This window comes from Rhodococcus sp. G6(2025) (genome assembly GCF_058628105.1).
Genome location: NZ_CP179751.1, coordinates 391,044 through 413,448, shown reverse-complemented (window position 1 = coordinate 413,448; position 22,405 = coordinate 391,044). Strand labels below are relative to the sequence as shown.

Below are 22,405 nucleotides of genomic sequence, written 5' to 3'. Positions count from 1 at the left end.
TGTCGCCCACGCATTTCGCATTGCCAGCACAATTCGTGTGGGGTTGCCGGCCCGCCTGCCGGTGGCGATCCGGCTCGGCCATTGGTCGTCGGCGACAACTGTAGGTGCGCGGCTCGCCGCAGATACTCGATGGCGCGGAACAGTTGCCCATGCGACTGGACACTGTGCAGCACAGAACAATCGGTAAGCGAAGCGGAACTGTCACTTGATCGCCCGCTATCGAAGCCTGCCGGCACTGTTACGGCGAGGCAGAACAACGGGTCCAGTAGCGCACCTTGTCGCTGGATCGCGCATTTCGCCCTCAGAAGCTCGCGTCCGGATCGTGCACGCACTGCAGTAGGCCTCGTCGAACTCACACTTACTGGTCGGTAATTCGGAGGTGCGAAAAATACTGCGATGGCATGGATCACACTCCCTGGACTTCCCCGTGCAGGCTCACGAAGATCAATTATGCACTGCTCGTTACTGCGTGCAGATTGTCCGTGTAGCGCCCCTGCCAGCTGATCTACATCGTTGGCGGGGGCTGCGCTTGGCTGCGCCACAACACATCAACCGTGTCACCGCCGCTGTTCGCATTTTGTGACGCGGCGCCCCTCGGATCACGTGTCACCCTCCGAGCGAGTCACCCCTTGCCCCAGTCTCGTTCGCCTATTTCCACATGCATTCTCGGCGCCCCTGACCCGAATTGGGTAGACGGTTGCGGTGACCTCGACCGCGAGGGCGACCAGGGCGAGCCAGATTCGATTCAGCAGCACGTACGGGGGCGATAGATTCCACCTCTCGTTTCCTGCACCGGAACCAACAAGCTATGTCCCGGCACAATCCCCGTTGCGACGGAAGGCTCCTTGATCGTCAGCCCGCCCACACGGTGCACACCGACTGGGCGGGCTGACGAGGGTCCTTGTAGCGCAGAACGTGCCCGCAACAAGCGGAATCAGGTGTGATTGGAGGCCCCTCTCACGCGTGGTTGCCGCCCAGACAGTTCATGGTGCTACCAACGCCCGCATCATCCTTCGCCATAGGTGAACACCCCTCCATCCAGATGTTCCATATATGCATGCAGCGGCCCGTCCGTCCGTTTCGTCCGTCACGCTCGCCTGCATCGCCCGCCGCCGCCCTCCACGCCACCGCGTGCACCGCCGAGTCGAGAGCAGTGGAACCATCCGCCGAACCTGAGGTTGTGGAGACTATCGACATACATAATCGCCCTGCACCGGGCCCCGCGCCCGCCGCGACAGCCCGCGATTCCTCGGTGCCAGCCGCCGCGGCGGTCGCAACCGCATCCGCCGCAGACGACGTCGTCGACCCCGACGATCCGCCTGGGGAATAGCCTGCACTCATGGCCGCACGGAAGACCACCCAGCGACGCTCCAAGCCCAGACGAGCCAGCGCCGCGCCGCTGATACCCACCCCGGGGCACGGGGAGCAGATCTGGATCCTCGATGTCCCTTATCGGGCATCCGCGCCCGGTGCCAAGTACTACAAAGCGCTCAAAGCATATGCCTACATCGGCACTCAATTGCCCGACGAACTCACCGTCTACGCGTCGAAACCGTACTCGTACGCTCGCTGGGTCGAAGAGGACTTCAACGGCGTGCGGCAACCGGGCGCTACTGGTTTCCACAAGATACCGCGGCCCGAACAGGTGGACGCCGCGAAGGCGATCGCGACGGCCTTTCACCACGGCAAGCGCGGATTCCTGTTGGCCGACGAGCCCGGTGTAGGCAAGACCGGCAGCGCAATCCTCGGCGCGAAAGCTGCGCTGAAATTAGGGGGCGGCGACACCGTACTCATCACCGTGGACCGGCCGGCCCAGATCACCATCGCCGCGTGGCGCGACGCCCTCGCTGCGTTCGGCGACGGAGGCTATCGGTGGCTGATCATCTCCCCGGACCAGCTCAAGAAGTTACTCGGACGCAACGGCCAACCGAAGTACTCCTTCTCCCTCATCATCAATGACGAGGCACAGCAATTCAGGCACCTCACGGCCCAGCGCACCCAGTACCAGCGGCGCATCAACCGTCTCTCCGCGACGCCTGAGAAGGCGCCGTTCGTCATCACCGTGACGGCGACGCCGGGTCATCACCCAGGCGAATACACCTACTTGTCTTCGCTTTTCGCGCAACTGCACGATGACCCGCCGGGCGAGTGGGCCGATCTCGGTAAGAAACTGGTCGAGCATGGCCTACCCCTGACTCCCGGGTGGGACAAGGGCAAATGGGACTGGAACGACCAAGCAAAAGGCTCTCAGCGGCTGCAGCATCAGGCCGTCACCCGCGTCCGAAAATGGATGACCGACTGCGACCCGCCCGTCATGATGCATCGCGACGCGCCCTGGGGGCCGCCACCTATCGACGGCCTGCCACTCGACTTCACCGCCACACAATGGGCTGCGTACCACCAGGACTGGAGTGAGTTCCGCAGCGCGATGAGGATCGCCCGCCAGGGGAACGACACCGCCCGCGGCCGTGCCGCTCTGATGCGGTTCCGGCAGAAGGCAGGCATGCTGCGAGCCCCGCAGACCGCCGAGCTGGTAGCCGCACACGTCGAACGTGGCTACCAGGTACTCGTCGCCGTCGAATTGGTCACCACGGCCGCCGACCCGGTAGCCAACCTCTTGGAGGAGCACGGCATTGGCGTCTCCCGCATCTTCGGCGCGGGCGATCTCGAGACGGAGCGCATTCGATTTCAGCGAGGCCACAACCCGGTCGTGGTGTTCAACACCGCATCTGCGATCAATCTGCAGGCGTCCGAGTTGATGGTCGACGGTTCCCGCGCCTCATCGGCACGTCGCATCGGGTTCTTCCACCAGCCTCGCTACTCCGGAATTGCCGCACGCCAAACGATGGGTCGTGCGCATCGCGACGGGCAGGTTTGCTCGTGGTCACTCCTGTTCGCCGCCGGAACGGTGGAGGCGCAGGCGGCTCGGATCATGATCAATCGGCTCATGGTGACATCAGCCAGTGTCGATGGCGATCTCGGGGCGTTCGGAAAGCTGGCCCGACTGTTCGACGCAGACTGGCTTCCCGAAAGCATCTTCGAGTAGGAATGATGCCTGGACCAGGGACTCCTACAATCGAGAGCGAGCGGATGTACATAACCCCCGCAAGTGTGCTCACAGTTGGGTGTCCACCTTGGTGTGGGCCGCCGAGTAACGACACAAGGATGGGTCGCTACCCGATGAGCGGGAGCGCAACCAGACCGAGGATCGGCAGAGAGTTCGCCGCCGTCGATCTTGATCAGTTCGAGGGGGGCGGAGAGACGGCGATGGTGAACGCGTGCGCGGCCGGCGGGTGGTCCTGGCCGGTCTACAGCCCGAATCCGCAATTTTCCATACGGGACAACGTCATTGCGCGGATCGCGCGGAGGGGATGGGTCAGCGCGGGGTGCCTCCCGCGGCCAGGTAGGTGTCGATGGCCTGTTGCAGGCGGTCCAGGGCCGCACCGTAGGCGGTGAAGTCGCCGGTGCGTTGCGCCTCGCGCAGGTTGGCCAGGGCGTCGTTGAGTTCGAGGACCGCGGCGGTCAGCTGGTCCGATGCCGCCGGCGGCGGGGCGGGCGGGGCGCCCGGTGGGGACGGCGCCGGCGGTTGCCCGCCGGTAGGTGGTGGTGTGGTGGCATCGCCGCCGGGTGCGGTGGCAACGGCGCCGGTGCCGGTGCCGAAGACCTGGTCGAGGGCCTCGGCGAGGGTGGGGGCGTACCCGATCCGCACCCCGCCCGTGCCGGGTTCGCGGTAGCTGACCAGGACCCGGGCCAGCTGCGGGAACGTGGAACTGTTGGGCGTGCTGGTCAAACGTTCGGTGAACACCGGTTCGACATAGAGAATGCCGCCGTCGGCGATCGGCAGGGTCAGCAGGTTGGCGTAGTAGATCCGGTTGGACCGCTCGAGCAGGGTGCGCTCGGAGGCGACGCGGGTGTCGGAGATCATCGAATTCTGGGTCTGCCGCGGGCCCTGGGTCTGGGTGTCCGTCGGCAACCGCAAAATGTCGATCCTGCCGTAGTTTTCGGGGTCGGAGTGCACCGAGAGGTAGGCAGAGAGGAATTCGCGGTTGAAGCCGACCATGGCGCTGGTGAGCCGGAAGGACGGGGCCGCGGTACCGGCGTCGCCGACCAGAACGTAGTACGGCGGCTGCTCCCCACCGGTGTCGGCGGTCGGATCGCTGGGCACCGACCAGAACGCGTTGGTGGTGAAGAACTCCCGCGGATCATCGACGTGGTACTTCGCCAGCAGGTCCCGCTGCAGGCGGAACAAATCCTCGGGGTAGCGGAAGTGCGCGCGCAGCTCGGTCGGGATCGCCGTCGGCGGCTGCACGGTGCCGGGGAACACCTTCATCCACGCCCCCAGGACCGGGTCGTTCTCGTCGACCTGGTACAGGGTGACGGTGCCGTCGTAGGCGTCGACGGTAGCCTTCACCGAATTCCGCACATAGGACACCTCCTCGCGGGCCAGGGTTCGGCCGGTGTCGTTCACGACCGGCTCAGCGAGTGAACCGACCTGCGAGTACGGGTAGTGCGCGGCGGTGGTGTAGCCGTCGACAATCCACACGATCCGGCCGCCGACCACCGCCGGATACGGGTTGGAGTCGGTGGTCAGCCACGGGGCGACGTGTTCAACCCGGCCGGCCGGGTCCCGGTTGAAGATGATCTTCGACTCGGACCCGATGGCGCCGGAGAACAAGATGTTTCGCTCGCCGTACCGGGCGGCGAACGCCAACCGGTTGACCCAACTGCCCACCGGCACCCCACCGCTGCCCGTATAGGTGTACTGGGCGGTGTCGGTGTCGTACTCGCGCGGCGGCACACCCTCCGGGCCGCCGACGATGGCGTAGTCCGGGTCCGCCTGCGCGATCACCTCACCGAAGTAGATGCGCGGTTGCTCGACCGGGATCACCTGGTCGCCGCCCACCTGGGAGGCGATATCGCTGACCGCATAGATCGGATACCCGCTGTCACTGCTCGCGCTCTGCCCGGCGACATCGCGGACGGCGGCGTTGACCCTATTGGCGGGAGCGGCGATGAACCCGTTGCCGTGGGTGTAAACGGTGTGCCGGTTGATCCACTGGGTCTGGTTGCCGCTGAGGCTGTTCGGGGAGAGCTCGCGGGCCGCGACGATGTAATCGGTGAGTTGTCCGTCGATGGTGTAGCGGTCGATGTTGAGATGCTCGGGAAAACCGTAGAAATTCTTCAGCTGTTGCTGCTGGGTGAAGGTGCGCGAGAGCACGGTCGGGTCCAGCAGGCGGGCGTTGGCGATCGTGGTGACGTCGGCGGGAATGTCCCGGGGCGACCGGGTGCCCACCCCGGGGTAGTCGAGGTAGCCGACCCGGTCCGGGCCGATTCCGTAGGCCTGCCGGGTCGCGGCGATGTTGCGTTCGATGTAGGGACTCTCCCGGTCGGCGGCATTCGGGCGGACCGAGAACTGCTCGATCAGCGCCGGATAGATTCCACCGACCAGGATCGCCGAGAGCACCAGCAGTGCCGTGGCCATCGCCGGGATCCGCAGGTCCCGCACCGCGATCGCGACGAAGAACGCCACCGCGCACAGCACCGCGATCGCGACCATGATCAACCGGGCCGGCAGCACCGCGTTGATGTCGGTGTACCCGGCGCCGGTGAAAGTCGGCTCCTTCCGGCCGCTCCACAACAAGGAGTACCGGTCGAGCCAGTAGGACGCCGCCTTCAGCGCGATGAACGTGCCCGCGAACACCGCAAGCTGGATGCGCGCCGGCCGGGACACCTCGATGACATGGTCCTTGCTCGGTGCCAGCCGGATGCCGCCGAACAGGTAGTGGGTTCCCGGGCCAATCAACAACGCCAGGAACACCGCGATGAACAGCCACGCCAGGATCAGCCGGTAGAACGGCAGATCGAAGACGTAGAAGCCGACGTCGTACCCGAACTCCGCGTCCACGATGCCAAACGCGCCGCCGTGCAAAAACAGTTGCACCGTCTCCCAACTCGCCTGCGCGTGCAGCCCGAACGGCAACGCCAGCAGCAATGCGATCCCCACCGTGAACGACCGCGGACGGCGCGACACCACCTCCCGGTACCGCTCGACCGGATCCTTCGCCGTGTTCGCGCCCGGGGCCGCGAACAGTGGGCGGGACCGGTACGCCCACACCACGGCCGCGAAGATCACCGCACCCACCAGCAGCGTCACCGCCGTGAACAGGATCAGGCGGGTGACCAGGACCGTCCCCCACACGCGACGGTAACCAACCTCACCGAACCACAGCCAATCGGTATACCCCACGACCAGACGCGGCCCGATCACCAGCAACGCAATGAGCGCCACCGTCACCATGATCATGACCCGGGCCCGCCGCGGCAGCGCCCGCATCCGGTCGGACGGTTGCATGGCCACCTCCCACGGGTCGGCTCACGAGCAGCCCCGCCGCGGACCACCTCGCCCGATCCAGCGAAGGCGTTCGTATCACCCCATTCTATTTCTAAGCGGCGCCGGGCTCATCCTGGCCGGCGCGCACTCGGCATCGGATTGGGCGAAGTGGACCCGCGAGTGGAGCGCCGCCGGGTTCGAGGGCGCGGCTCGTCGCCGGTTCCTCCTCGGCCGGTGACCGCGGAGCGGAGCGCGCAAGCCCGGTCCTTCAGGGCCGGGTTAGCGCATCGACTTCGGTCTACCGGGAGCACGGGGCGGTCGCCGCTGCTGCTCGATGTACTGCCGGATGATCGAGACGTCCACCAGGGTCACCATCAGCGCGACGCCTGCCGCACCGGATACGCCGAGCGCGGCGAGGAACGCGCCCATCTGCACGTCGACCGGGTCGATCAGCCGGGTCTTGGCGCGCAGCTCCCAGCCGACGAAGGCGACGGTCGCGACACCGACCCCGACCAGCATCGGCCCTCCCCACGGTGGCAGCACGGCGGTGCGCGGGTCCGGGTTGTACAGGCCGACGACGGCCAGCCCAAGGGCGACCGCGAGCAGCAGCCCCCGGCCACATCCACCCGGACGGGTTCGTGCGCCGGATCGCGGCGCGACACCGAAACCTGCACCGCGATCATGGCGAGCACGCCGAGCGGTACGTTCATCCAGAACACGCTCTGCGCTACGACCGGGCGATAATCCTCGCCGTCGAATAGCAGGGTTGCCCGGCCAAGATCTCAGCTTCGAAGCCCAGGCCGGCTCAGCGAGTCCTCCTCCCAAAGCTTCGACTTCGGTGTGATCTGCATGGGTTTCGTGGAGCGCCCCCACCTCTTGGAAAGGTGGGGGCGTCCAACGATTCCGAGGCCACCTCAGATCTCGCCGTACCAATTCTGAACCCGGAGATGTTGACCCGACCCGACGACCCCGGATTTAGCCGATGGGGAGGCATACCGAGCCAAGGTTCAGTCCTGTCGCGACGGTGACCGTCAGCGCTCCGGACGTTGAGGCTCTGAAATCGTCCACACCAACTTTTGCTCCGCCAAAGGTTGCTACCACCACATGCGCGCCCGTCGTGCTGAAGGTGTGCTGGACACTGGCGGTTCCGTTCGTCACGGCCGCTGCGGCGCCGAGCGTCGCATTGCCCTCCTTGAATGTGACCGTGCCACCGGTGAAAGCGGGCGTGACCTGGGCGGTCAAGGTGACTGGGCACGTTGTCGCAGCCATACCCTGGATCGAGATTGTCGTTGTGGTGTTGATGGTCGCAGCTGCGGCGGGTGGAGCCACCAGGATCATTGCCGCGGCGGTGGCTCCAAGGGTCAACATTCCGGCCCTCAGGCGGCGCGCAGGTCTGCGTCGACTATGTGCACCAAGGCCTGCAGATTCCCAACCTGACAGGTTGGATACAACTGATGTGATCATGACCGCACTCCTTCGATTCGCGCTGTGGGGGACGCGAAGCGGACGACCACGCATCAGACGTTTCGCGGCCGCCCGGGCCGCTGAATTTGACGTTACTCGGGGCAAGTAGCCACCAACAATGCCAAACCGACCGCTCGGCACAGTGTGGTCAGCCCCGGTGCTTCTTTCCTGGTGATCTGGACATATCGGCAACTCACCCGTAACTCCTGCCGCTCATAGGGCGGTATGGTCGGCGGCCGTGCGCGACGTGCGTGAGCTGCTGATGCTTCCTGCGTACCGACCTCGGCAGGCCGATCACCCACATGTTTCCGCCGCGAGGGTTAGCATCCCAGAGCGTGACAAGCTTGCGGTCGATACCGCTCACGCTTTTGCGAATGAATTACCGATTGTTGCGTATCCCTTTGCAATTGATCGAACAGGTCGCGGAATCACGCCTGGATGAGCACGACCGGTCCAGGCTGACCTACGAGGGATTCCTTGTCCACGATGCGGACGTGCACGGTCTGGCCTTTCTGCGACCGAACTGCCGCCACTCATCTCGGTGACACTGTCGCCGCGGAGCGCGCCGAGGAGTTGCGGCGCCATATCCTGGCCACGCAGATGACCGTCGCTTTGCAACAGCGGCGACTCGAGGAGCGACGAGAGGCCGAGGCGGCCGGCAGGACGGCGCAGTGGGAGGAGCGGCAGCGACATAAGAAGCGGCTCCGCGCGGCGAAGGTGGTGCCACTTTTCGAACAGATCGATCCCCCGTCGCCTTGACTTCGCCACGATCATCGCTCGGATGTCCGGGCGATCTTCCGCCAAGTTCTCGAACACCGGACCCGGGGATGCGATCCGTCCACCGCGCGTGCGCCAGGCCGGTCTGCGCGAGCCGGATCAGCACGTCTCGTAAAACATTCGGGTACAGCCCATTCGCGTCGCAGAAGCACGGTGAAGGGCACGTCAGTACAGCCCGAGGTCTTCCGTCAGGGCCGCCAGCTCGTCCGCGGCGCCGCGCGAGGTCCCCAGTTGCGTCCGCTGGTAGGCGAGCAGCGAGGAGGCGAGGATTCGGCGATGGCGGCCGACCATCCGGTACTCGATGTGCCCTTCGTCGAGGAGCTTGATCACATGTGGGCGCGAGACGTTGAGTATCTGCGCGGCCTGCTGGGTCGTCAGCTCCGCGTGTGCCGGGACGACGGTGACCCCCCGGCCCGCGGCCATATTCGCCAAGACCTCGCGGATCAGATCGAGTGCCGCGCGAGGAAGATGCACCGACTCTGCGGTGCCGGCGACGGTCACATCGAGGGTCTCCCCCGCCGGCTCGACGTAACGAAGCAGCTGCAGTGCCTGCCGGGCCTGTTCCTGCTCGACCACGGTCGGCTGATCATGTGCTGCGGACATCACGCCACGTCCTAAACGATATATACGCAACAAACGAAACAACCGCAACGGCGTGCTCGGTCCGTGGGGGGCCTTCGCCTGTCGGTCACGCAGCGGATACCGAACGTTCTGTTTTCCTGATTTCATGCCGCAATGAAGAAGACAACCCTGGGGATGGCAGCGCTGGCCGTTTCCGCACTCATCAGCGGCTGCGGTGGCGGCACGCAGTCCAGCAGCACGTCGCCCACCACCACGGCCTCGGTGGCCCGGCTGATCGACGCATCGAGCGCACGGCCCACGACCACCACGGGCGCGGCGCCCGCTACGACAACCGCCGCCCTGCCGGTAATCACGACGGCGGCCGTCGCCCCGCCGGTCGCGCCCACGACAACCGTGGCCGTTGCTCCCCCGCCGGCCCCCGCCGTCATTCCGGCAAACCCCCCGGCGCCGATCCACACCGCCCCGCAATCATCGGTCAGCTTCGCGTCCTGCGCCGACGCAAAAGCAGCCGGTGCGGCGCCGATCTACCAAGGCGAGCCCGGCTACTCGACGAAGCTCGACCGGGACAAGGACGGTATCGCCTGCGACAAGTGAGGCGTCAACATCGTCGACGTCGTGCCGTGATCGACGGTGCGGGTCACAGGGGGCACAGTGTTTGCCGGGTCCGGTTCCAGAACGGAAACAGCTCGGGGCTGCCGGCGTCCGGGTGTTGCCGTTGCGCCTGCTCGATGAATTCGAGGACCGTCTTTCCGGTGGTGTGCGAGAGTGCGCAGGCGTCCAGACTCAGCTTCGCCGACGCCACGAACCCGATCCGCTCGGCGTACGGGCCCAGGACCCCGGAATCGACGAACGGAGCGAGGCCTGTCCCCCACCGGTTGAAGGCGGACTGCAACCCGAAATCACAGGGAGACCCGAATAGTTCACTGCACGTCGTCGGTCCGCCGTGGACCATGACCGTGGTATCGGGCAGCGGGCGCGGCGGCTCGGGCGAGTCCGGCCGCGACGCGACCGCCCACACCACCAGCACCGCGGCGCCGACCACCAGGCACACCAGCACCGCCTTCAGGACCTGCTTCATCGCTCACTCACCTCGTCACACACCTTCATTGCACCACTCCTGCCCTGCGGCCGACCCGAAAAACCGGTGGACGCCAACGAGAAAGCCGGAACGCGAGCGCTGTCGTGGGTCATCGGCGGGGTATATGCGTAGATCCACCTCATAGAGGCCGCTACAACCGTGCGCGGCCGGCCACCTCAGATGCGAGGCCCCGCCACCGGTCCGCACCGGCGGGGGTCAGTTCCGCTTCCGCGGCGCCCGTTCGAGACTGTTGAGCTCATCGAGAACCCGGTCTACGGCGGTGGTCGGGATCCGTAAGTCTGTGCCCTCCGAGACCCGGAGGCGGTCGCGGACGTAGGCGAGCATGGCGAGCTCACGCTCGACGTCGGCTACGTTTCGCTCGCTCACGGTCTTAGCATCCCACCCCAGCGGAGTGCGAGTAGGAACTATGCCTCCCGCGTGGCGCCGAGCAGAACGCCGACAACGCAGCGCGGACCACCACTCCGCCCTTGCGGGACATGGCGTCACTCCAGTCGACACCCATTGCATATCGAGCGAATGACACCAAGTATCGGGCGGGCGGCGCACACCCTTAGACGATCCGCCCAGGCCGGGTGCCAGCTCGACCAGTGTCGCAAGGGACGGAATCGCGGGGAGAGTGCCACCCTCTCCCCGGGCGGTCAGTGACCCGCCCGCACCGCGCCAGTGGACGAGGCCACCGCTCATGTTCACCGCGTCGAAGCCGTTCTCCACCAGCAGGTTCGCAGCCCCGGCCGAGCGAATTCCGCCGGTACAGAAGGTGATGAGCAGACGGTCGTCGGGGAACTCCAGGCAGCGGTCGAGCAGTTCCTCGAGTGGCGCGTGCACGGCGCCGGGGATGTGTACCCGGTTCCACTCGAACTGGCGGCGGACATCGACAACGAGGGCACCGTGTTCGACGAGGCGGACCGCCTCCGCGGCGCTGATCGCCGGCGGTCGGCGCAGATAATGCCTGAGACTCATGCGCTGCGCGCCTCCTGCCGCAGGTTGACCATCGTGAGAGGGCCGCTGAGCACGGGCACGAGCGCACCAATGCGGGTCCGGGTCGGCAGGCCGCGACCGAGCAGTGCCGTGACGGCGACGGACAGGTAGAGCGCACCGTGGATCGGGCCGAGGACACCGGCGACCGCGGCGTCGTGCACGGTGCCGAGGTTGGCCAGCAACCCCAGGACGCTGACGGTCTCGAGTGCCGAGAGCACGGCCAGCGTGCACAGCAACCCGGTCATACGTAGCTCGATCCGGGTCGCACGATCATCAGCACGACGACGACCACCCACAGCAGGTTGAACAGGCCAGTCACCATGCCGAGGCGCCGGAGTTGGGTTCCGTCGTCGGGTGTGGTGAGCGCCTGTTGTTGGAGCGGGGCGATTTGCAGGGCGAGCAGTCCACCGGCGATCGCGGTGAGCACCATCGCGACCACGACCCAGACCTCGCTCGTGCGGCCTTGCACGGTGGCGAGGAGAAGGCCGACGACCGGGACCGCGATCGCCAGGACGCCGTAGATACGGGTGATCCGGTGCAGCACCCGGGCGGTGTTGGTGTTCCGCTCGATCTGCTGTGCACCGCCCACTGTGGCGGTCACCGGCGCGTGCCGGGGGAACAGGCTGGTGGCCACCGCGACCGGGCCCACGAAGAGGATGCCCGCCACGACGTGGAGGGAGAGCAACAACGATTCCATGACCTTCAGCCTAACTGAAGGTTGGCGGGTGAGGTGTCAGTCAGTCGCCGACATCACCCGCACCAAGTGCGCCCGCAGCGCCTCGGTCAGCTCGGGATGCTGCGCGGCGAACTCGTCATCGAGACGGGCCACTACCTCGGCCGCGCGAGCCAGCAGTGATTCGCCCTCCGCCGTGATCCGCAGGGTCGAGGCGGCCCCGGCGTGCGCGGTCGAGTCGTCGACCAACCCGGACTCGACGAACGCCGCGACCGCCGTGTGAGCGCTCTGCACGGTGATGCGGGAACGCCGAGCGAGCTCACTGAACGAGATGCCCGGCGTCCCGCGGATGTGCCCCAACAGCCCGTACTTGCGGGTAGTCAACCCGAGCGGCTTCAAACCGTCGGTGAATGCCGCCTCCCACACCCGGCTCACCGTGAGCAGCGTGACCGTAGGACTGAAAGGCGGAGGCTGCGACATGGGAGCAGGCTACCCACACCGCACCACCACAGCTCAATTTTGTGGGCGAACCCGTCGATTCCCCCTCAGAGTTCACGCCGAGAGAAGCCGAAGTCCACCCCCGGCCCTGACCAGCCTCGCCGGTGCCGGCGAAGACCCGACGCCGGCACCGCTGACGCGGACAACCGCCACCGCACGGCGCCGAAGATCATCGTCCCGCAGGCTCATAGCCTCCCTGGCAGGATGGCCACACTTTGGAACAGGGCAATGTTGCGACTCACGCGACCGGCGTCGCTACCTGAGCATCACGGAAGGCTCGCTCGAGCTCGGCCGAAATCCGCCGCGGGACAACACCTCGTGACCCTCGCTGATCGCCCACTCACGAATCTCCTTCGGCGACGTCTTCACCGGAGCCTCACTCCCCACTTCCCTCGTCACCGAGACCCATTTTGACCAGTTGTGCAGGGTCGCCTCGGAAATCCCGAAGTCTTTCGCGATCCCGAAGCCGTTCCCCGAAGAGTTTCCGCCGCGACGTGGTCGCCGCAAGCGAGAAGACCCGCTGAGCCAGTGCAGCCCCCTTCGATCACTTGTCATCGTGCAATCTATCCGGTGGGGATTTCGCAAATTTGCGACGTTAATTCGGAAAGTAGATGCTGACAATCTCAGCAATACAAATCGGCTTGTCGGCATTCTCGCGTTCGATCGTGACGGCCGTGACAACCTGGACGCCCGAGGGAACGGTTTCAACGTCTGCTATTTCAACCGCAGCCCGAATCCGCGAGCCGACGGGAACGGGTGCCGGGAATCGAACCTTGTTCGACCCGTAGTTGATTCCCATTCGGACGCCGTCGACAACGTAGACCTCCCATACAAGCATCGGGATCATCGAAGTCAGCAGATGTCCGTGGGCGATGGTGGCACCGAACGGTCCGTCAGCAGCCCGTGAGGGATCGACGTGAATCCACTGGTGGTCACCCGTCGCGTCAGCGAACGCGTCGATTTTCTCCTGTGTGAGGGTGTGCCATGACGAGTAGCCGATCGGGGTGTTCGCCACCGCGTGCAATTCATCGATTCCGTTGAGTGTCTTCATACTTTGGGCCCTCCGGCGACGTAGAGAACCTGCCCGGAGACGAATCCGGCTCCCTCACTGGCAAGGAATGAGATCGCGTGTGCGATGTCGTCGGGGACCCCAACTCGGGCGACGGGGATGTCGGCGGCCGCCCTCTTCTTGAGATCGTCGAATTTCATTCCCATTCGCGCTGCCGTCGCGGCTGTCATCTCGGTCTCGATGAAACCGGGAGCAACGGCGTTGGCGGTAACGCCGAATTTGCCGAGTTCGAGGGCCAGGGTTTTGGTGAAACCTTGCAGCCCGGCTTTGGCTGCGGCGTAGTTCGCTTGACCGCGGTTTCCGAGCGCCGACACGCTCGAGAGGTTGATGATCCGTCCGAAACCGGCCTGAGTCATGTGTCCCTGAACCTCTCTCGTCATCAGGAACGAGCCACGCAAGTGGACGTTCAGGACGGTATCCCAGTCGGTGGCCGACATTTTGAACAGAAGATTGTCGCGGGTGACGCCAGCGTTGTTGACCAGAACGACCGGCGCTCCGAGCTCCGTTGTGATCTTATCCACTGCTTTCTCGACACCAGTTCCGTTGGAGACGTCTGCGCCGACAGCAAGTGCAGTGCCTCCGGCCTGAGTGATCGTGTCGACCACGTACTGGGCGGCGGCCTCCTCGAGGTCGAGGACGGCGACAGCGTGGCCGTCTGCGGCGAGCCGCCGTGCGACGGCGGCGCCGATTCCCCGTGCAGCACCGGTGACGATTGCGGTACGGCGGTGTTCGGGATGAGGTGATGCGTTCACGAGATGGGGTACCTCTCAAGGATTGGATCGATGTGACTTCGGGTCAGGAGAGCGTTCGGGGATCAGTACCATGCCCTGTCCTCCGCCTACGCACATGGTTTCGAGGCCGAACTGCTTGTCGTGCGTCTGCAGTGAGTTTGATGAGGGTTCGCCGACACCGAGCATGAGGTCGTCGATGGCGCTTGGATCGAGTGCGGGTAGATTCGCCAACGTGGCCGTGACCATCTGGAGGGGGAGGTCATCGAGCCGAATGTCCTTCAATGGAGCCCTTGATGGCTCTTCCGATCGGCGAACGTGCAGTGGCGACGATGACAACTTCAGGCATGGTTGTTCCTCGAATTGGTGATTGCTGTACGTGGAAGAAGGTGGAGGCGAAGGTTCAGCCGGCGCAGCCGGAGATCCCGCCGTCGAGCGGAATGATGGTGCCGGTCAGGTAAGAGCCGGCGCGGGAGGCCAGGAACCGGACCGTGCCGATCAGGTCGTCGGTTTGTCCGTAGCGGCCCAGCGGGACGCGCTCGAGGAGCTCTGCCTCGACCTCTGGATCCGCCGCGACGTGTCCGAGCATGTCCGTCAGGATCGGTCCGGGGGCGATCGCGTTGACGGTGATGCCGTCGGATGCCAGTTGCTTGGCTAAATGGCGGGTGACCATGTGCAGCCCGGCTTTGCTCGCACTGTAGGAGTAGTTCTCCCAGCTAGGTGTAGCCAAGGCATCCACGCTGCCGATGTTGATGACACGAGCGGGCCGGTCTGGGCGTGCCGCATTGCGAAGAAGCGGTAGCGTTCCCGTGATGAGGTAGAACGGAGCGACAAGGTTGGTGTTGAGCACCTTCGTCCAACCGATGAGGGGAAACTCTTCAAGTGGCGCACCCCAGGTGGCCCCGGCATTGTTCACCAGGACGTCGATGCGTGTCAGGTGCTCGCCGAGCCATTCGACCAGACCGGTCACCCCTTCGGCCGACGACAGGTCACTGGCGACGGGGGTGCAGCGTCCTGCCGTTCCCGCAGCGTCTGCCTCGGCATTGATGGCTTCGGCCGTCGCGCGGCACTGTTCTTCCTTTCGGCTGGTGATGACAACGTGGGCACCACCCAGTACCAGGCCGCGGGCGATCGTGGCGCCGATCCCTCGTGAGCCACCGGTTACGACGGCGGTCCGCCTGGCGACAGAGAAGAGGGTGTCGGGCGCCGGTCGCACTTCTGAGGTGGTTGCACTATTCATGCCATCTACGCTAGGTCCGCATTGGCGTTATCTCTTGGGGGGCAGCGCACTTCGCTTGCATCGCGCGCAGCAGACACGCGCAGACCCGGTCGTCGAGCGGGCCCGCGGGCCGCTGATTCAGTCGTTTGCGGATGCCGCAGAACGTGTGTCGGACGGGCGCTCACCGAAGGCCCGCCGGTACGCATTACTGAAGGTGCTGAGGTCGCCGAATCCTGAGGAGTAGGCCACCTGAGTCACGCTCTGGTGGCTCCAGCCACGGTCCTGCAGACGCAACCGCGCCAACGCCAGACGCTCCTCTCGGATGAGATCCGACGGTGTTGTCCCAATCCGCTGCAACTGGGCCTGAACGTGCCGGAGCGACCAGCCGAGGCGCGCCGCTGCCACGGCTCCTGTGAGGTTCGGGTCGTGCGCATTCTCTCGAACAAAGCGCCGGATGGCGGTGACCAACCCTTCCTGAACATCGACGGAGGGGGTGGCCGTGTCTGCGTTGTAGGCGAGCGCCACGAGATCGACGATTCGGTCGGCTATCGCATCGAACTGACTCCCGGTGAGCTCGTGCCGCTCCCTGCGCAGACTACTGACCACGTCGACAACGATGCGTCCCAGTCCAGATGTCGCATCGAGGACGGTGCCAGCTTGCGGCAATGTCGGCACCCGCGCCTCGATCCGGTCACGTGGAATCACGAATGCAACAGAAGAGAAGCCATCACCATGGCGCAGAACAGTCGCGGTGTCCAGCGATGTGAGAGCCATGACCGCCGGTGTGATCGTGGCTTCACGACGATCCTGCTCGAGGATCACTTCGCCCCGGACCGGTAGGAGCAGTTCGTAGGCGCCATGTGGATGTCGACGGATGTCCGCTGCCGTGCGGGAGAGGACCTCCGCTTCGCCCCACCAACGAACTAGCTGGTACGTGTCCGAATGTTGATGCTGAAGGATTCCCTGGTAGCTGTCCGCAAGGGAGAAGGCCATCGGACAGTGGATCGACGAGACCTGATCGCGCCACCAATCACCACGCTCGCGCTGGTCGTGCTCGTTGCTGCGCAACGTATCGACGGAATACAACGTCAAAGCACCTTCTCACACCGCTATGCCGAAACTGCGACTCGTGCCACCGTCGACGCTAGTGCGCGCCGGCGCCCACGCCAACGGCGTGATCATCGCAGAGCCCGCTTGAGTAGCTTTCCTGTCGCGTTCATCGGCAAGGTATCCCTGAACTCCACCAGGCGCGGGTACTTGTAAGCCGCCAACCGTTCCCGTGACCAGCCGATCAGGTCTTCCTCCTTCAACTCCGATCCGGGCTCGCGGATGACGAAGGCTTTCACTTCCTCACCGATTCGCTCATCGGGGATTCCGACGACGGCCACGAGGCTGACCTCTGGATGGCCGATGATCACCTCCTCGAGCTCGCGCGGATAGACGTTGAAGCCTCCCCGCACGATCAAGTCCTTGGCGCGATCGACGATGAAGTAGTAGCCGTCCTCGTCTCGCGTTGCGATATCGCCCGTGCGGAACCAGCCGTCGCGGATCACTTCCTTTGTCGCCTCGGGCCGCCCCAGGTATCCCTTCATCACGTTGTATCCACGTACGGCGAGTTCTCCTGGTTCACCGACGGGGACCTCGTTCCAGTGATCGTCGATGAGCTTCACCTCTACTCCCCAGATCGGTTTGCCGATCGATCCCGACCGGTTTGGTTGGTCGAGCGGGTTGAACGTGACGGTGGGACTGGTTTCGGAGAGTCCGTAGCCTTCCCGGATCCCGACACCGAAGACATCCCTGAACCGCTCCAGCACATCGACGGGCATGGCAGCTGCGCCGGAAAGCGCGATTCGCAGGAGACCGGCGAGGTCAACGTCTATTCCGTCAGCGGCCTTGTTGAGCAGAGCCCAGTACATCGTCGGGACACCGGCGAAGACTGTCACCCGGTGCTGCGTGATCAACGCCAGGGCCTCGGCTGCGTCGAATCGTGGCAGCAGGACCAGGGTGGCCCCCATTGCGAAGCCGGCGTTCAGCTGTACGGTCTGTGCGAACGAATGGAAGAGCGGAAGAGTGACCAGATGTACGTCGTCGGCGCGGGCGTCGAGCAGTTGGTTATGCCCGATGGCGTTGAGGACCATGTTGGCGTGGGTGAGCTCCGCCCCCTTCGGCTTGCCAGTCGTCCCGCTCGTGTACAGGACCACCGCTGTGTCCGTTGCCTCGGTCACCTGCAGGACCTCTTCCGCGGGGTGTTCGGCCAATGCGTCAGCCAAGGTAGTTCCCACGCCTGGCTCATCGAGCACTGCGGAGCCAAGGGTGACCAGATGCTCACAGGACTCGACGTCCTGGAATCCGCGCCACGCCTCGTCGTCGAGCCCCAGCACGGTACAGAAGTACACCGTCGCGCCCGAGTCACGGAGGTGGTAGGCAACCTCCTCCCGCTTGAGCATCGTGTTGAGCGGCACGACGGCTCCACCGGCCTTGAGGATGCCGAAGTAGACAATCGGAAACTCGACAACATTCGCGATCGTCAGGGCAACGCGGTCGCCTGGGCGCAACCCCCGTGAGAGAAGAAAACGGGCAACACTGTTCGCAGCCGCATCGATCTCACCGAAGGTGAGGGTTCGGTCACCTTCGATGACAGCGGTTCTGCCGGGAGTGCGTCGAGCAGTGTCGGCAAGCATGGTGGCCAGGTTGAGCATGATCCTGCTTTCAGATAATGACGGTGTGACGTTGTGAATGTGGATTGCCGACTCAGGACCAATCCCAGTCGTACTCAGCTCCCACCCGCTTCGCCAACGGCTTGAACATGCGCTCTTCGTAAGTCGCCATCGTGTCGAGGCCGGGAATGGGCGCGAGGTTCAGGATCTCGGCAAGCCGCTCGACGTCGAGTTCAGGTTTCGGCAAGCCCGCAGCAAGCGCGAACCTCTGAAGCTGGTTGGTGAAGCTCTCATTACACGGCGGCTTCCCGAAGTTCACCGGATGCTTCATCGCCTCATCGAGGGCTACGAACTCCACGCCACGCTCGAGGAATGCCTCGAGGATCGGAGCGAGGGTGTCACGAGAGATCGTGGTGCCGTGTACGAGCCAGATGAGAGGCGCGTCGGCACCGAACAGGGTATGCGCGGTGTCCGCGTGCTGGTAGAGCATGTCAACAGCGGTCGACACGTGCAGGTCGCGTACCTGCTTCTGCACGTCCTTGTCGCCTAGGGTCATCGCGCGGAAGTACGGCATGATGAACGCGAAATCACTGAACCAACTGGTGATCGGGGCAGTGCGGTAGCCGAGATCAGCGAGGTAGTTCTCGACTTCCCCTCGACGTCGTTCGGATCCTGACGACATGTCCATGGGGTACCGGAAGTACTTCGACGGTGCGGCGTCGATCAGATGACCGATGTACTTCTCGGCCGTCTCAAAATCGCGTCGGAATGCCGCCTCGGGCATCCAGCGCAGCGGCGCATGCTGGTGAGTGTGGTTACCCAGGTGATGGCCTGCTTCGGCCCACGCCTCGAAGGCCTCGATTTGCTCTGGCTCGTTCTCGAGCCGGTATGTGTGAGAGAAGCCGTAGGTCCCCTTGAGTCCGTAGTCGTTCAACGTTTTCGCCACAGACCGCGTGATGTCGGTGGGAGTCGTGTCGTCCGGCATGGGAACGCCGTCCCACAGGACGAAGTCATCGATCGTGACCGCAATCTTAAGAGGTCGGTCGGCGCGTGTGTCATTCATTGCGTTGACTCCAGATCTACCAGGAGGGCTTTTCGGCACGAAGCCCATTTGTCACCGACCCTATGAAGTGATGGACATCACGTCTTGGCTGTTTGCGCGCACCTGCTTTCCTCAGGCGCATCGCATTCGGCTTCGAGATGCGCGCTGTGCGCGCTCTTCGACTCCCGTGCGCATAGGGCCAAGTTTCGCCTTGTCATGACTTCTACCGTCGTTGGTGACGAAGGAGTAGCACACCGTGAATTCATCACAACAGATCGTCCTCGCGCAGCGCCCCCACGGGCACGTGAGCTTGGAGGACTTCCGCGTGGAGGACGTCGCCCTGCCCGAACTCAAGGCTGGCGACGTCGCACTCGAGACCCTCTTCATCTCGATCGATCCGGCCATCAGGGGCTGGCTCGACGACCGACCGAGTTATCTTCCGCCAGTCGCAATCGGAGAGCCAGTTCGCGCTTTCGGACTGGCCCGCGTGACCGCCTCACGCAACAGCAACTTCACCGCGGGCGACATCGTTCGTGGCTTCGTCGGCTGGCAACGGCACCAGATCGTCAGCTCGCCCGGTACCGACTGGGACCGGATCGCATCACGCGAGGTCGTTCCCTTGGAGCACTACCTTGGCGTCCTCGGGATGACGGGCCTGACCGCGTGGGCCGGAGTGTGCGACATCTTGCGGCCGGAACCAGGGCACACCGTTCTGATCTCCGGCGCCTCTGGCGCAGTCGGAAGCGTGGCAGTCCAGCTCGCGAAGCAGGCGGGCGCACAGGTTGTCGGCATCGCAGGAGGCGCCGAGAAGTGCTCGATGGTGGCTCGACTGGGCGCCGACGCCGTCGTCGATCGCAAGGCCCCTGATTGGCAGGACCAGCTCGAGGCGGCAACACCGGACGGCATCGACCGCCTCTTCGAGAACTCGGGGGGCCCGATGTTCGAGGCGTCGATCGCCCGGCTGAACAACCACGCACACATCGCGTTGTGTGGCCTGATCGACGGCTACAACTTGACCGAACGACCATCCGGCCCAAAAAATTTCGGACAGCTTCTCACCAAGCGTATCCTCACACAGGGATTCGTCGTGCTCGACTACATGGACCGTGCGGCAGAGGTTGAAGCCACGCTCGCCGAACTCATCAGTTCCGGACAGTTGGAGGCCGTGCAATCGGTATTGCCCGGATTCGAGCAGCTGCCGGCTGCCTTCGTGGACTCGTTCTCCCACGGCCAACCAGGCAAGCTCATCATCGATCTGACTGCGTAGCCCGCCTCTGAAGCCACCTCAGTCGGAGGTTCGTATCCCGTCACCGCGCGGCCGGGATACAGCCTCCGACGCATGCAAGGGGTATCCGGCCGATTTTTGCCTGGGAGCTGGTGGAGTCCCTGGGAGCTGTATGCATTAAGGGCAGTCGAGTGCGCCAGACCTTGTGTTTGAACGCGCTGCGGAGGGCGACGGCACCGGAAGTGGCGTTCAGCGATTGTGCATGTCCAACAAGTTGTGCGTCAACGAGCCAAATCAGGACATCGCGGCTAGCGCGGGTCGCGATGTGGTGTTGTGCAGGCAGGCCACCCCGGGAGCCAGCGGGACCGAATCGTCGACCAGGTCCCGATCCGGGTCCGCCACCCGCAACAACGCCACCGAAATGAGTACCGCCCGCACGCTGCCCAGCGGCTGGCCGTACACCGGACCAGGCGCCAGCGCCCCGCAGCCGCGATACCGATGCCGTCCTGGGCGCGCGCTCCGCACCAGGACTAACGGCCGAGCGGCGTCTTCCTATTCGGAACCGCCACTCGACACCGAACGCTCACTCTGCCACAGCACGCCACTCGTCCGTGCGCTCAGGCGTTGCCTGCGCCAGTGCCTTCAACGTCGCCTCCCGATCAAAATCCTTGCCGTAAACCGGGGTTCCCGGCTGCTGACGCCAGGAATCTTCGACGGTGCCCGCGTCGACAGGGTCAAAGCCGAGCTGATTGATCAGATCGAATACCACCTGCTTCTGCAATGCGTCGTCGCCGGCCACGGGGATCGCGATCCGTCCGCTCGACCCTTCCGGTAGGCCCTTCTCGAGAAGGTGCTTCCACCAGATTCCATTGAATGCCTTGAACACCGGCACTCCGAGATGTTCTTGCACCCATTCACTTTCTACCTGACCGTCTTCGATGGCGGCGATCAATCCGTCTCGCTGCTGCGGGTAGTAGTTGTTGGTCTCGATCACCGGAGCACCATCGGCAGCGCCGGCGAGGATCCCGGCGGGAAGGTCCACGACGTTCTTCTGCGGGATGCTCACGATCACCAGGTCTGCACCCTCGGCGGCTTCGGTGTTCAGTACCGCCTTTGCGCCGGTCTCCGCCTCGAGGTCTGCGAGGGTGTCGGGTGTCCGAGAGTTCGACACGCGCACATCGTGACCGAGCGCAGTCAGCCTGCGTGTCAGCGTGCCACCGATCTGACCAGCTCCGATGATTCCGATGCGCATATCTCTTGTGCTCCTTCGTCGAGTGCCGCGACACTTCGCCACTGCTGTATGCGTCAACAACGGACACCGTCGGATAGTTCCGCGTGGGCGCATTCAGCTCGAACTGATTCAAATACTGGACAGTTCGACTCAGACGGCCGACGGTCCGCTTTCTCGGTCCTTCGTGGGTGAGTGGACTACCCCGATTGCGGCACGGATCGCGTTGTGCATCGTGAGCTGCTCTTGGAACTCGCGTTGTGGCGGTGGGAGCCCTACTCGCCGCGCCACGTGCGTGAGCACGCGGACCCCGGCGCCGGACGCCGTGTGCCGCGTGCCCAACCGGTTCGCCCACGTGCGTCGCAGCGTCAGGTGATGGTGTAGCCGAGCTGATAGGCCGCGCTGTCGATCGGCCCGGACAACCCGGGATGCGACAACGGCAGCGACAACGCCGGCAGCGCAGGAAACGCGTCGGCGGCGCGTTCGGTGATCGCGATGCAGACACCGCCGGCGAACCGGCCGCGGTAGGCGATCCCATCGAGATCGTCATGGGCCCGGTGAATGGTGCGGGCCCAGTGCTGGGTTCGGCCGTGCGCGGCGGAGTCGAGGGCGTGGTTGCCGCCGACCCGGGTCACCCACGCCCCCTCCCCGATGCCGGACACATCGAGCAGTCTCAGCGGGCGGGTGAATCGCAGCCCGGTCAGATACGGGTCGCCGCGGTGCCGGTCGATCACCCGGGCGCTCTGAAACGCCTCGGCCAACCCGCCGCGAGGACTGACGGCGCCGTACCAGATGCCGTAACCGGGACGCGCCACCGACCGTGGAGATCCGACTA

19 protein-coding genes and 2 pseudogenes are annotated in these 22,405 nt (G+C 64.8%); 3 read left to right on the top strand and 18 right to left on the bottom strand.

Annotated features, from left to right (window positions below):
• Positions 1-1,339: 1,339 nt before the first annotated feature.
• Entirely contained in the window at positions 1,340-3,046 is a 1,707-nt protein-coding gene (locus ACLIVD_RS38945; RefSeq protein WP_491933262.1) for a DEAD/DEAH box helicase, read from the top strand.
• Positions 3,047-3,376: 330 nt separating this feature from the next.
• Here the strand turns inward: ACLIVD_RS38945 and ACLIVD_RS38940 are convergent, their stop codons facing one another.
• The 4 genes from ACLIVD_RS38940 to ACLIVD_RS38925 form a co-directional block, all read right to left on the bottom strand.
• Entirely contained in the window at positions 3,377-6,352 is a 2,976-nt protein-coding gene (locus ACLIVD_RS38940; protein WP_283335915.1) for a UPF0182 family protein, read from the bottom strand.
• A gap of 258 nt (positions 6,353-6,610) precedes the next feature.
• Positions 6,611-6,850: a hypothetical protein gene (locus tag ACLIVD_RS38935; protein ID WP_283335916.1), complete on the bottom strand. Its 240-nt coding sequence runs from the start codon at positions 6,848-6,850 to the stop codon at positions 6,611-6,613.
• A 456-nt stretch (positions 6,851-7,306) separates the two neighbouring features.
• Positions 7,307-7,795 (bottom strand): Ig-like domain-containing protein, encoded by a 489-nt coding sequence (locus tag ACLIVD_RS38930; protein ID WP_283335918.1) that lies wholly within the window; start codon positions 7,793-7,795, stop codon positions 7,307-7,309.
• A 942-nt stretch (positions 7,796-8,737) separates the two neighbouring features.
• Positions 8,738-9,175 carry a helix-turn-helix domain-containing protein gene (locus ACLIVD_RS38925; protein ID WP_283335920.1) on the bottom strand — a complete coding sequence of 146 codons (438 nt, stop codon included), beginning with the start codon at positions 9,173-9,175 and terminating at the stop codon, positions 8,738-8,740.
• A gap of 132 nt (positions 9,176-9,307) precedes the next feature.
• Here ACLIVD_RS38925 and ACLIVD_RS38920 point away from each other — a divergent pair, with 132 nt between their 5' ends.
• Complete coding sequence (locus ACLIVD_RS38920; protein WP_283335921.1) at positions 9,308-9,748, top strand: excalibur calcium-binding domain-containing protein; 441 nt, start codon at positions 9,308-9,310, stop codon at positions 9,746-9,748.
• Between the two features lie 43 nt (positions 9,749-9,791).
• On the opposite strand, the gene ACLIVD_RS38915 is transcribed toward ACLIVD_RS38920, so the two are convergent.
• From ACLIVD_RS38915 to ACLIVD_RS38860, 12 genes and pseudogenes are all read right to left on the bottom strand, one after another.
• Entirely contained in the window at positions 9,792-10,232 is a 441-nt protein-coding gene (locus ACLIVD_RS38915) for a hypothetical protein (RefSeq protein WP_283335923.1), read from the bottom strand.
• Between the two features lie 657 nt (positions 10,233-10,889).
• Positions 10,890-11,213, bottom strand: a pseudogene (locus ACLIVD_RS38910) (rhodanese-like domain-containing protein); the annotation flags it as partial.
• A complete protein-coding gene (locus ACLIVD_RS38905; RefSeq protein WP_283335924.1) occupies positions 11,210-11,476 on the bottom strand; it encodes a hypothetical protein in 267 nt (88 codons plus the stop codon). The gene ACLIVD_RS38905 and the pseudogene ACLIVD_RS38910, both read right to left, overlap by 4 nt.
• Positions 11,473-11,928: a hypothetical protein gene (locus tag ACLIVD_RS38900; RefSeq protein ID WP_283335925.1), complete on the bottom strand. Its 456-nt coding sequence runs from the start codon at positions 11,926-11,928 to the stop codon at positions 11,473-11,475. Before ACLIVD_RS38900 ends, ACLIVD_RS38905 begins: the two co-directional genes overlap by 4 nt.
• Before the next feature lie 36 nt (positions 11,929-11,964).
• The gene (locus ACLIVD_RS38895; protein WP_283335926.1) at positions 11,965-12,384 is read right to left on the bottom strand and encodes a MarR family winged helix-turn-helix transcriptional regulator; all 420 of its coding nucleotides are present in this window, start codon (positions 12,382-12,384) and stop codon (positions 11,965-11,967) included.
• A 613-nt stretch (positions 12,385-12,997) separates the two neighbouring features.
• Positions 12,998-13,453: a MaoC family dehydratase gene (locus ACLIVD_RS38890; RefSeq protein ID WP_283335927.1), complete on the bottom strand. Its 456-nt coding sequence runs from the start codon at positions 13,451-13,453 to the stop codon at positions 12,998-13,000.
• The gene (gene fabG, locus ACLIVD_RS38885) at positions 13,450-14,223 is read right to left on the bottom strand and encodes a 3-oxoacyl-ACP reductase FabG (protein WP_005563657.1); all 774 of its coding nucleotides are present in this window, start codon (positions 14,221-14,223) and stop codon (positions 13,450-13,452) included. Before fabG ends, ACLIVD_RS38890 begins: the two co-directional genes overlap by 4 nt.
• 132 nt (positions 14,224-14,355) lie before the next feature.
• Positions 14,356-14,548: pseudogene (locus ACLIVD_RS38880) on the bottom strand (thiolase family protein); the annotation flags it as partial.
• A gap of 54 nt (positions 14,549-14,602) precedes the next feature.
• On the bottom strand, positions 14,603-15,439 hold the full coding sequence (locus tag ACLIVD_RS38875; protein ID WP_491933261.1) for an SDR family oxidoreductase: 837 nt from the start codon (positions 15,437-15,439) through the stop codon (positions 14,603-14,605).
• Positions 15,440-15,556: 117 nt separating this feature from the next.
• A complete protein-coding gene (locus ACLIVD_RS38870; protein WP_491933260.1) occupies positions 15,557-16,510 on the bottom strand; it encodes a helix-turn-helix transcriptional regulator in 954 nt (317 codons plus the stop codon).
• Between the two features lie 86 nt (positions 16,511-16,596).
• Positions 16,597-18,117, bottom strand: a complete 1,521-nt coding sequence (locus ACLIVD_RS38865; RefSeq protein WP_491933259.1) for a long-chain-fatty-acid--CoA ligase — start codon at positions 18,115-18,117, stop codon at positions 16,597-16,599.
• Positions 18,118-18,169: 52 nt separating this feature from the next.
• On the bottom strand, positions 18,170-19,138 hold the full coding sequence (locus ACLIVD_RS38860) for a polysaccharide deacetylase family protein (RefSeq protein ID WP_005571151.1): 969 nt from the start codon (positions 19,136-19,138) through the stop codon (positions 18,170-18,172).
• Between the two features lie 235 nt (positions 19,139-19,373).
• Here ACLIVD_RS38860 and ACLIVD_RS38855 point away from each other — a divergent pair, with 235 nt between their 5' ends.
• Positions 19,374-20,384, top strand: a complete 1,011-nt coding sequence (locus ACLIVD_RS38855; protein WP_095869568.1) for an NADP-dependent oxidoreductase — start codon at positions 19,374-19,376, stop codon at positions 20,382-20,384.
• 541 nt (positions 20,385-20,925) lie between these two features.
• Here ACLIVD_RS38855 and ACLIVD_RS38850 read toward each other — a convergent pair.
• Together ACLIVD_RS38850 and ACLIVD_RS38845 are read right to left on the bottom strand one after the other, a co-directional pair.
• Entirely contained in the window at positions 20,926-21,687 is a 762-nt protein-coding gene (locus ACLIVD_RS38850) for an NADPH-dependent F420 reductase (protein ID WP_317571288.1), read from the bottom strand.
• 251 nt (positions 21,688-21,938) lie between these two features.
• A complete protein-coding gene (locus tag ACLIVD_RS38845; protein WP_164065315.1) occupies positions 21,939-22,385 on the bottom strand; it encodes an RES family NAD+ phosphorylase in 447 nt (148 codons plus the stop codon).
• Positions 22,386-22,405: the final 20 nt, after the last annotated feature.

Excerpts from the sequence above, each read along its gene's own strand:
- ACLIVD_RS38945 (WP_491933262.1), top strand. The coding sequence starts at position 1,340 with ATGGCCGCACGGAAGACCACCCAGCGACGCTCCAAGCCCAGACGAGCC.
- ACLIVD_RS38940 (WP_283335915.1), bottom strand. The coding sequence starts at position 6,352 with ATGCAACCGTCCGACCGGATGCGGGCGCTGCCGCGGCGGGCCCGGGTC.
- ACLIVD_RS38935 (WP_283335916.1), bottom strand. The coding sequence starts at position 6,850 with ATGCTGGTCGGGGTCGGTGTCGCGACCGTCGCCTTCGTCGGCTGGGAG.
- ACLIVD_RS38930 (WP_283335918.1), bottom strand. The coding sequence starts at position 7,795 with ATGATCACATCAGTTGTATCCAACCTGTCAGGTTGGGAATCTGCAGGC.
- ACLIVD_RS38925 (WP_283335920.1), bottom strand. The coding sequence starts at position 9,175 with ATGTCCGCAGCACATGATCAGCCGACCGTGGTCGAGCAGGAACAGGCC.
- ACLIVD_RS38920 (WP_283335921.1), top strand. The coding sequence starts at position 9,308 with ATGAAGAAGACAACCCTGGGGATGGCAGCGCTGGCCGTTTCCGCACTC.
- ACLIVD_RS38915 (WP_283335923.1), bottom strand. The coding sequence starts at position 10,232 with ATGAAGCAGGTCCTGAAGGCGGTGCTGGTGTGCCTGGTGGTCGGCGCC.
- ACLIVD_RS38905 (WP_283335924.1), bottom strand. The coding sequence starts at position 11,476 with ATGACCGGGTTGCTGTGCACGCTGGCCGTGCTCTCGGCACTCGAGACC.
- ACLIVD_RS38900 (WP_283335925.1), bottom strand. The coding sequence starts at position 11,928 with ATGGAATCGTTGTTGCTCTCCCTCCACGTCGTGGCGGGCATCCTCTTC.
- ACLIVD_RS38895 (WP_283335926.1), bottom strand. The coding sequence starts at position 12,384 with ATGTCGCAGCCTCCGCCTTTCAGTCCTACGGTCACGCTGCTCACGGTG.
- ACLIVD_RS38890 (WP_283335927.1), bottom strand. The coding sequence starts at position 13,453 with ATGAAGACACTCAACGGAATCGATGAATTGCACGCGGTGGCGAACACC.
- ACLIVD_RS38875 (WP_491933261.1), bottom strand. The coding sequence starts at position 15,439 with ATGAATAGTGCAACCACCTCAGAAGTGCGACCGGCGCCCGACACCCTC.
- ACLIVD_RS38865 (WP_491933259.1), bottom strand. The coding sequence starts at position 18,117 with ATGCTCAACCTGGCCACCATGCTTGCCGACACTGCTCGACGCACTCCC.
- ACLIVD_RS38860 (WP_005571151.1), bottom strand. The coding sequence starts at position 19,138 with ATGAATGACACACGCGCCGACCGACCTCTTAAGATTGCGGTCACGATC.
- ACLIVD_RS38850 (WP_317571288.1), bottom strand. The coding sequence starts at position 21,687 with ATGCGCCCACGCGGAACTATCCGACGGTGTCCGTTGTTGACGCATACA.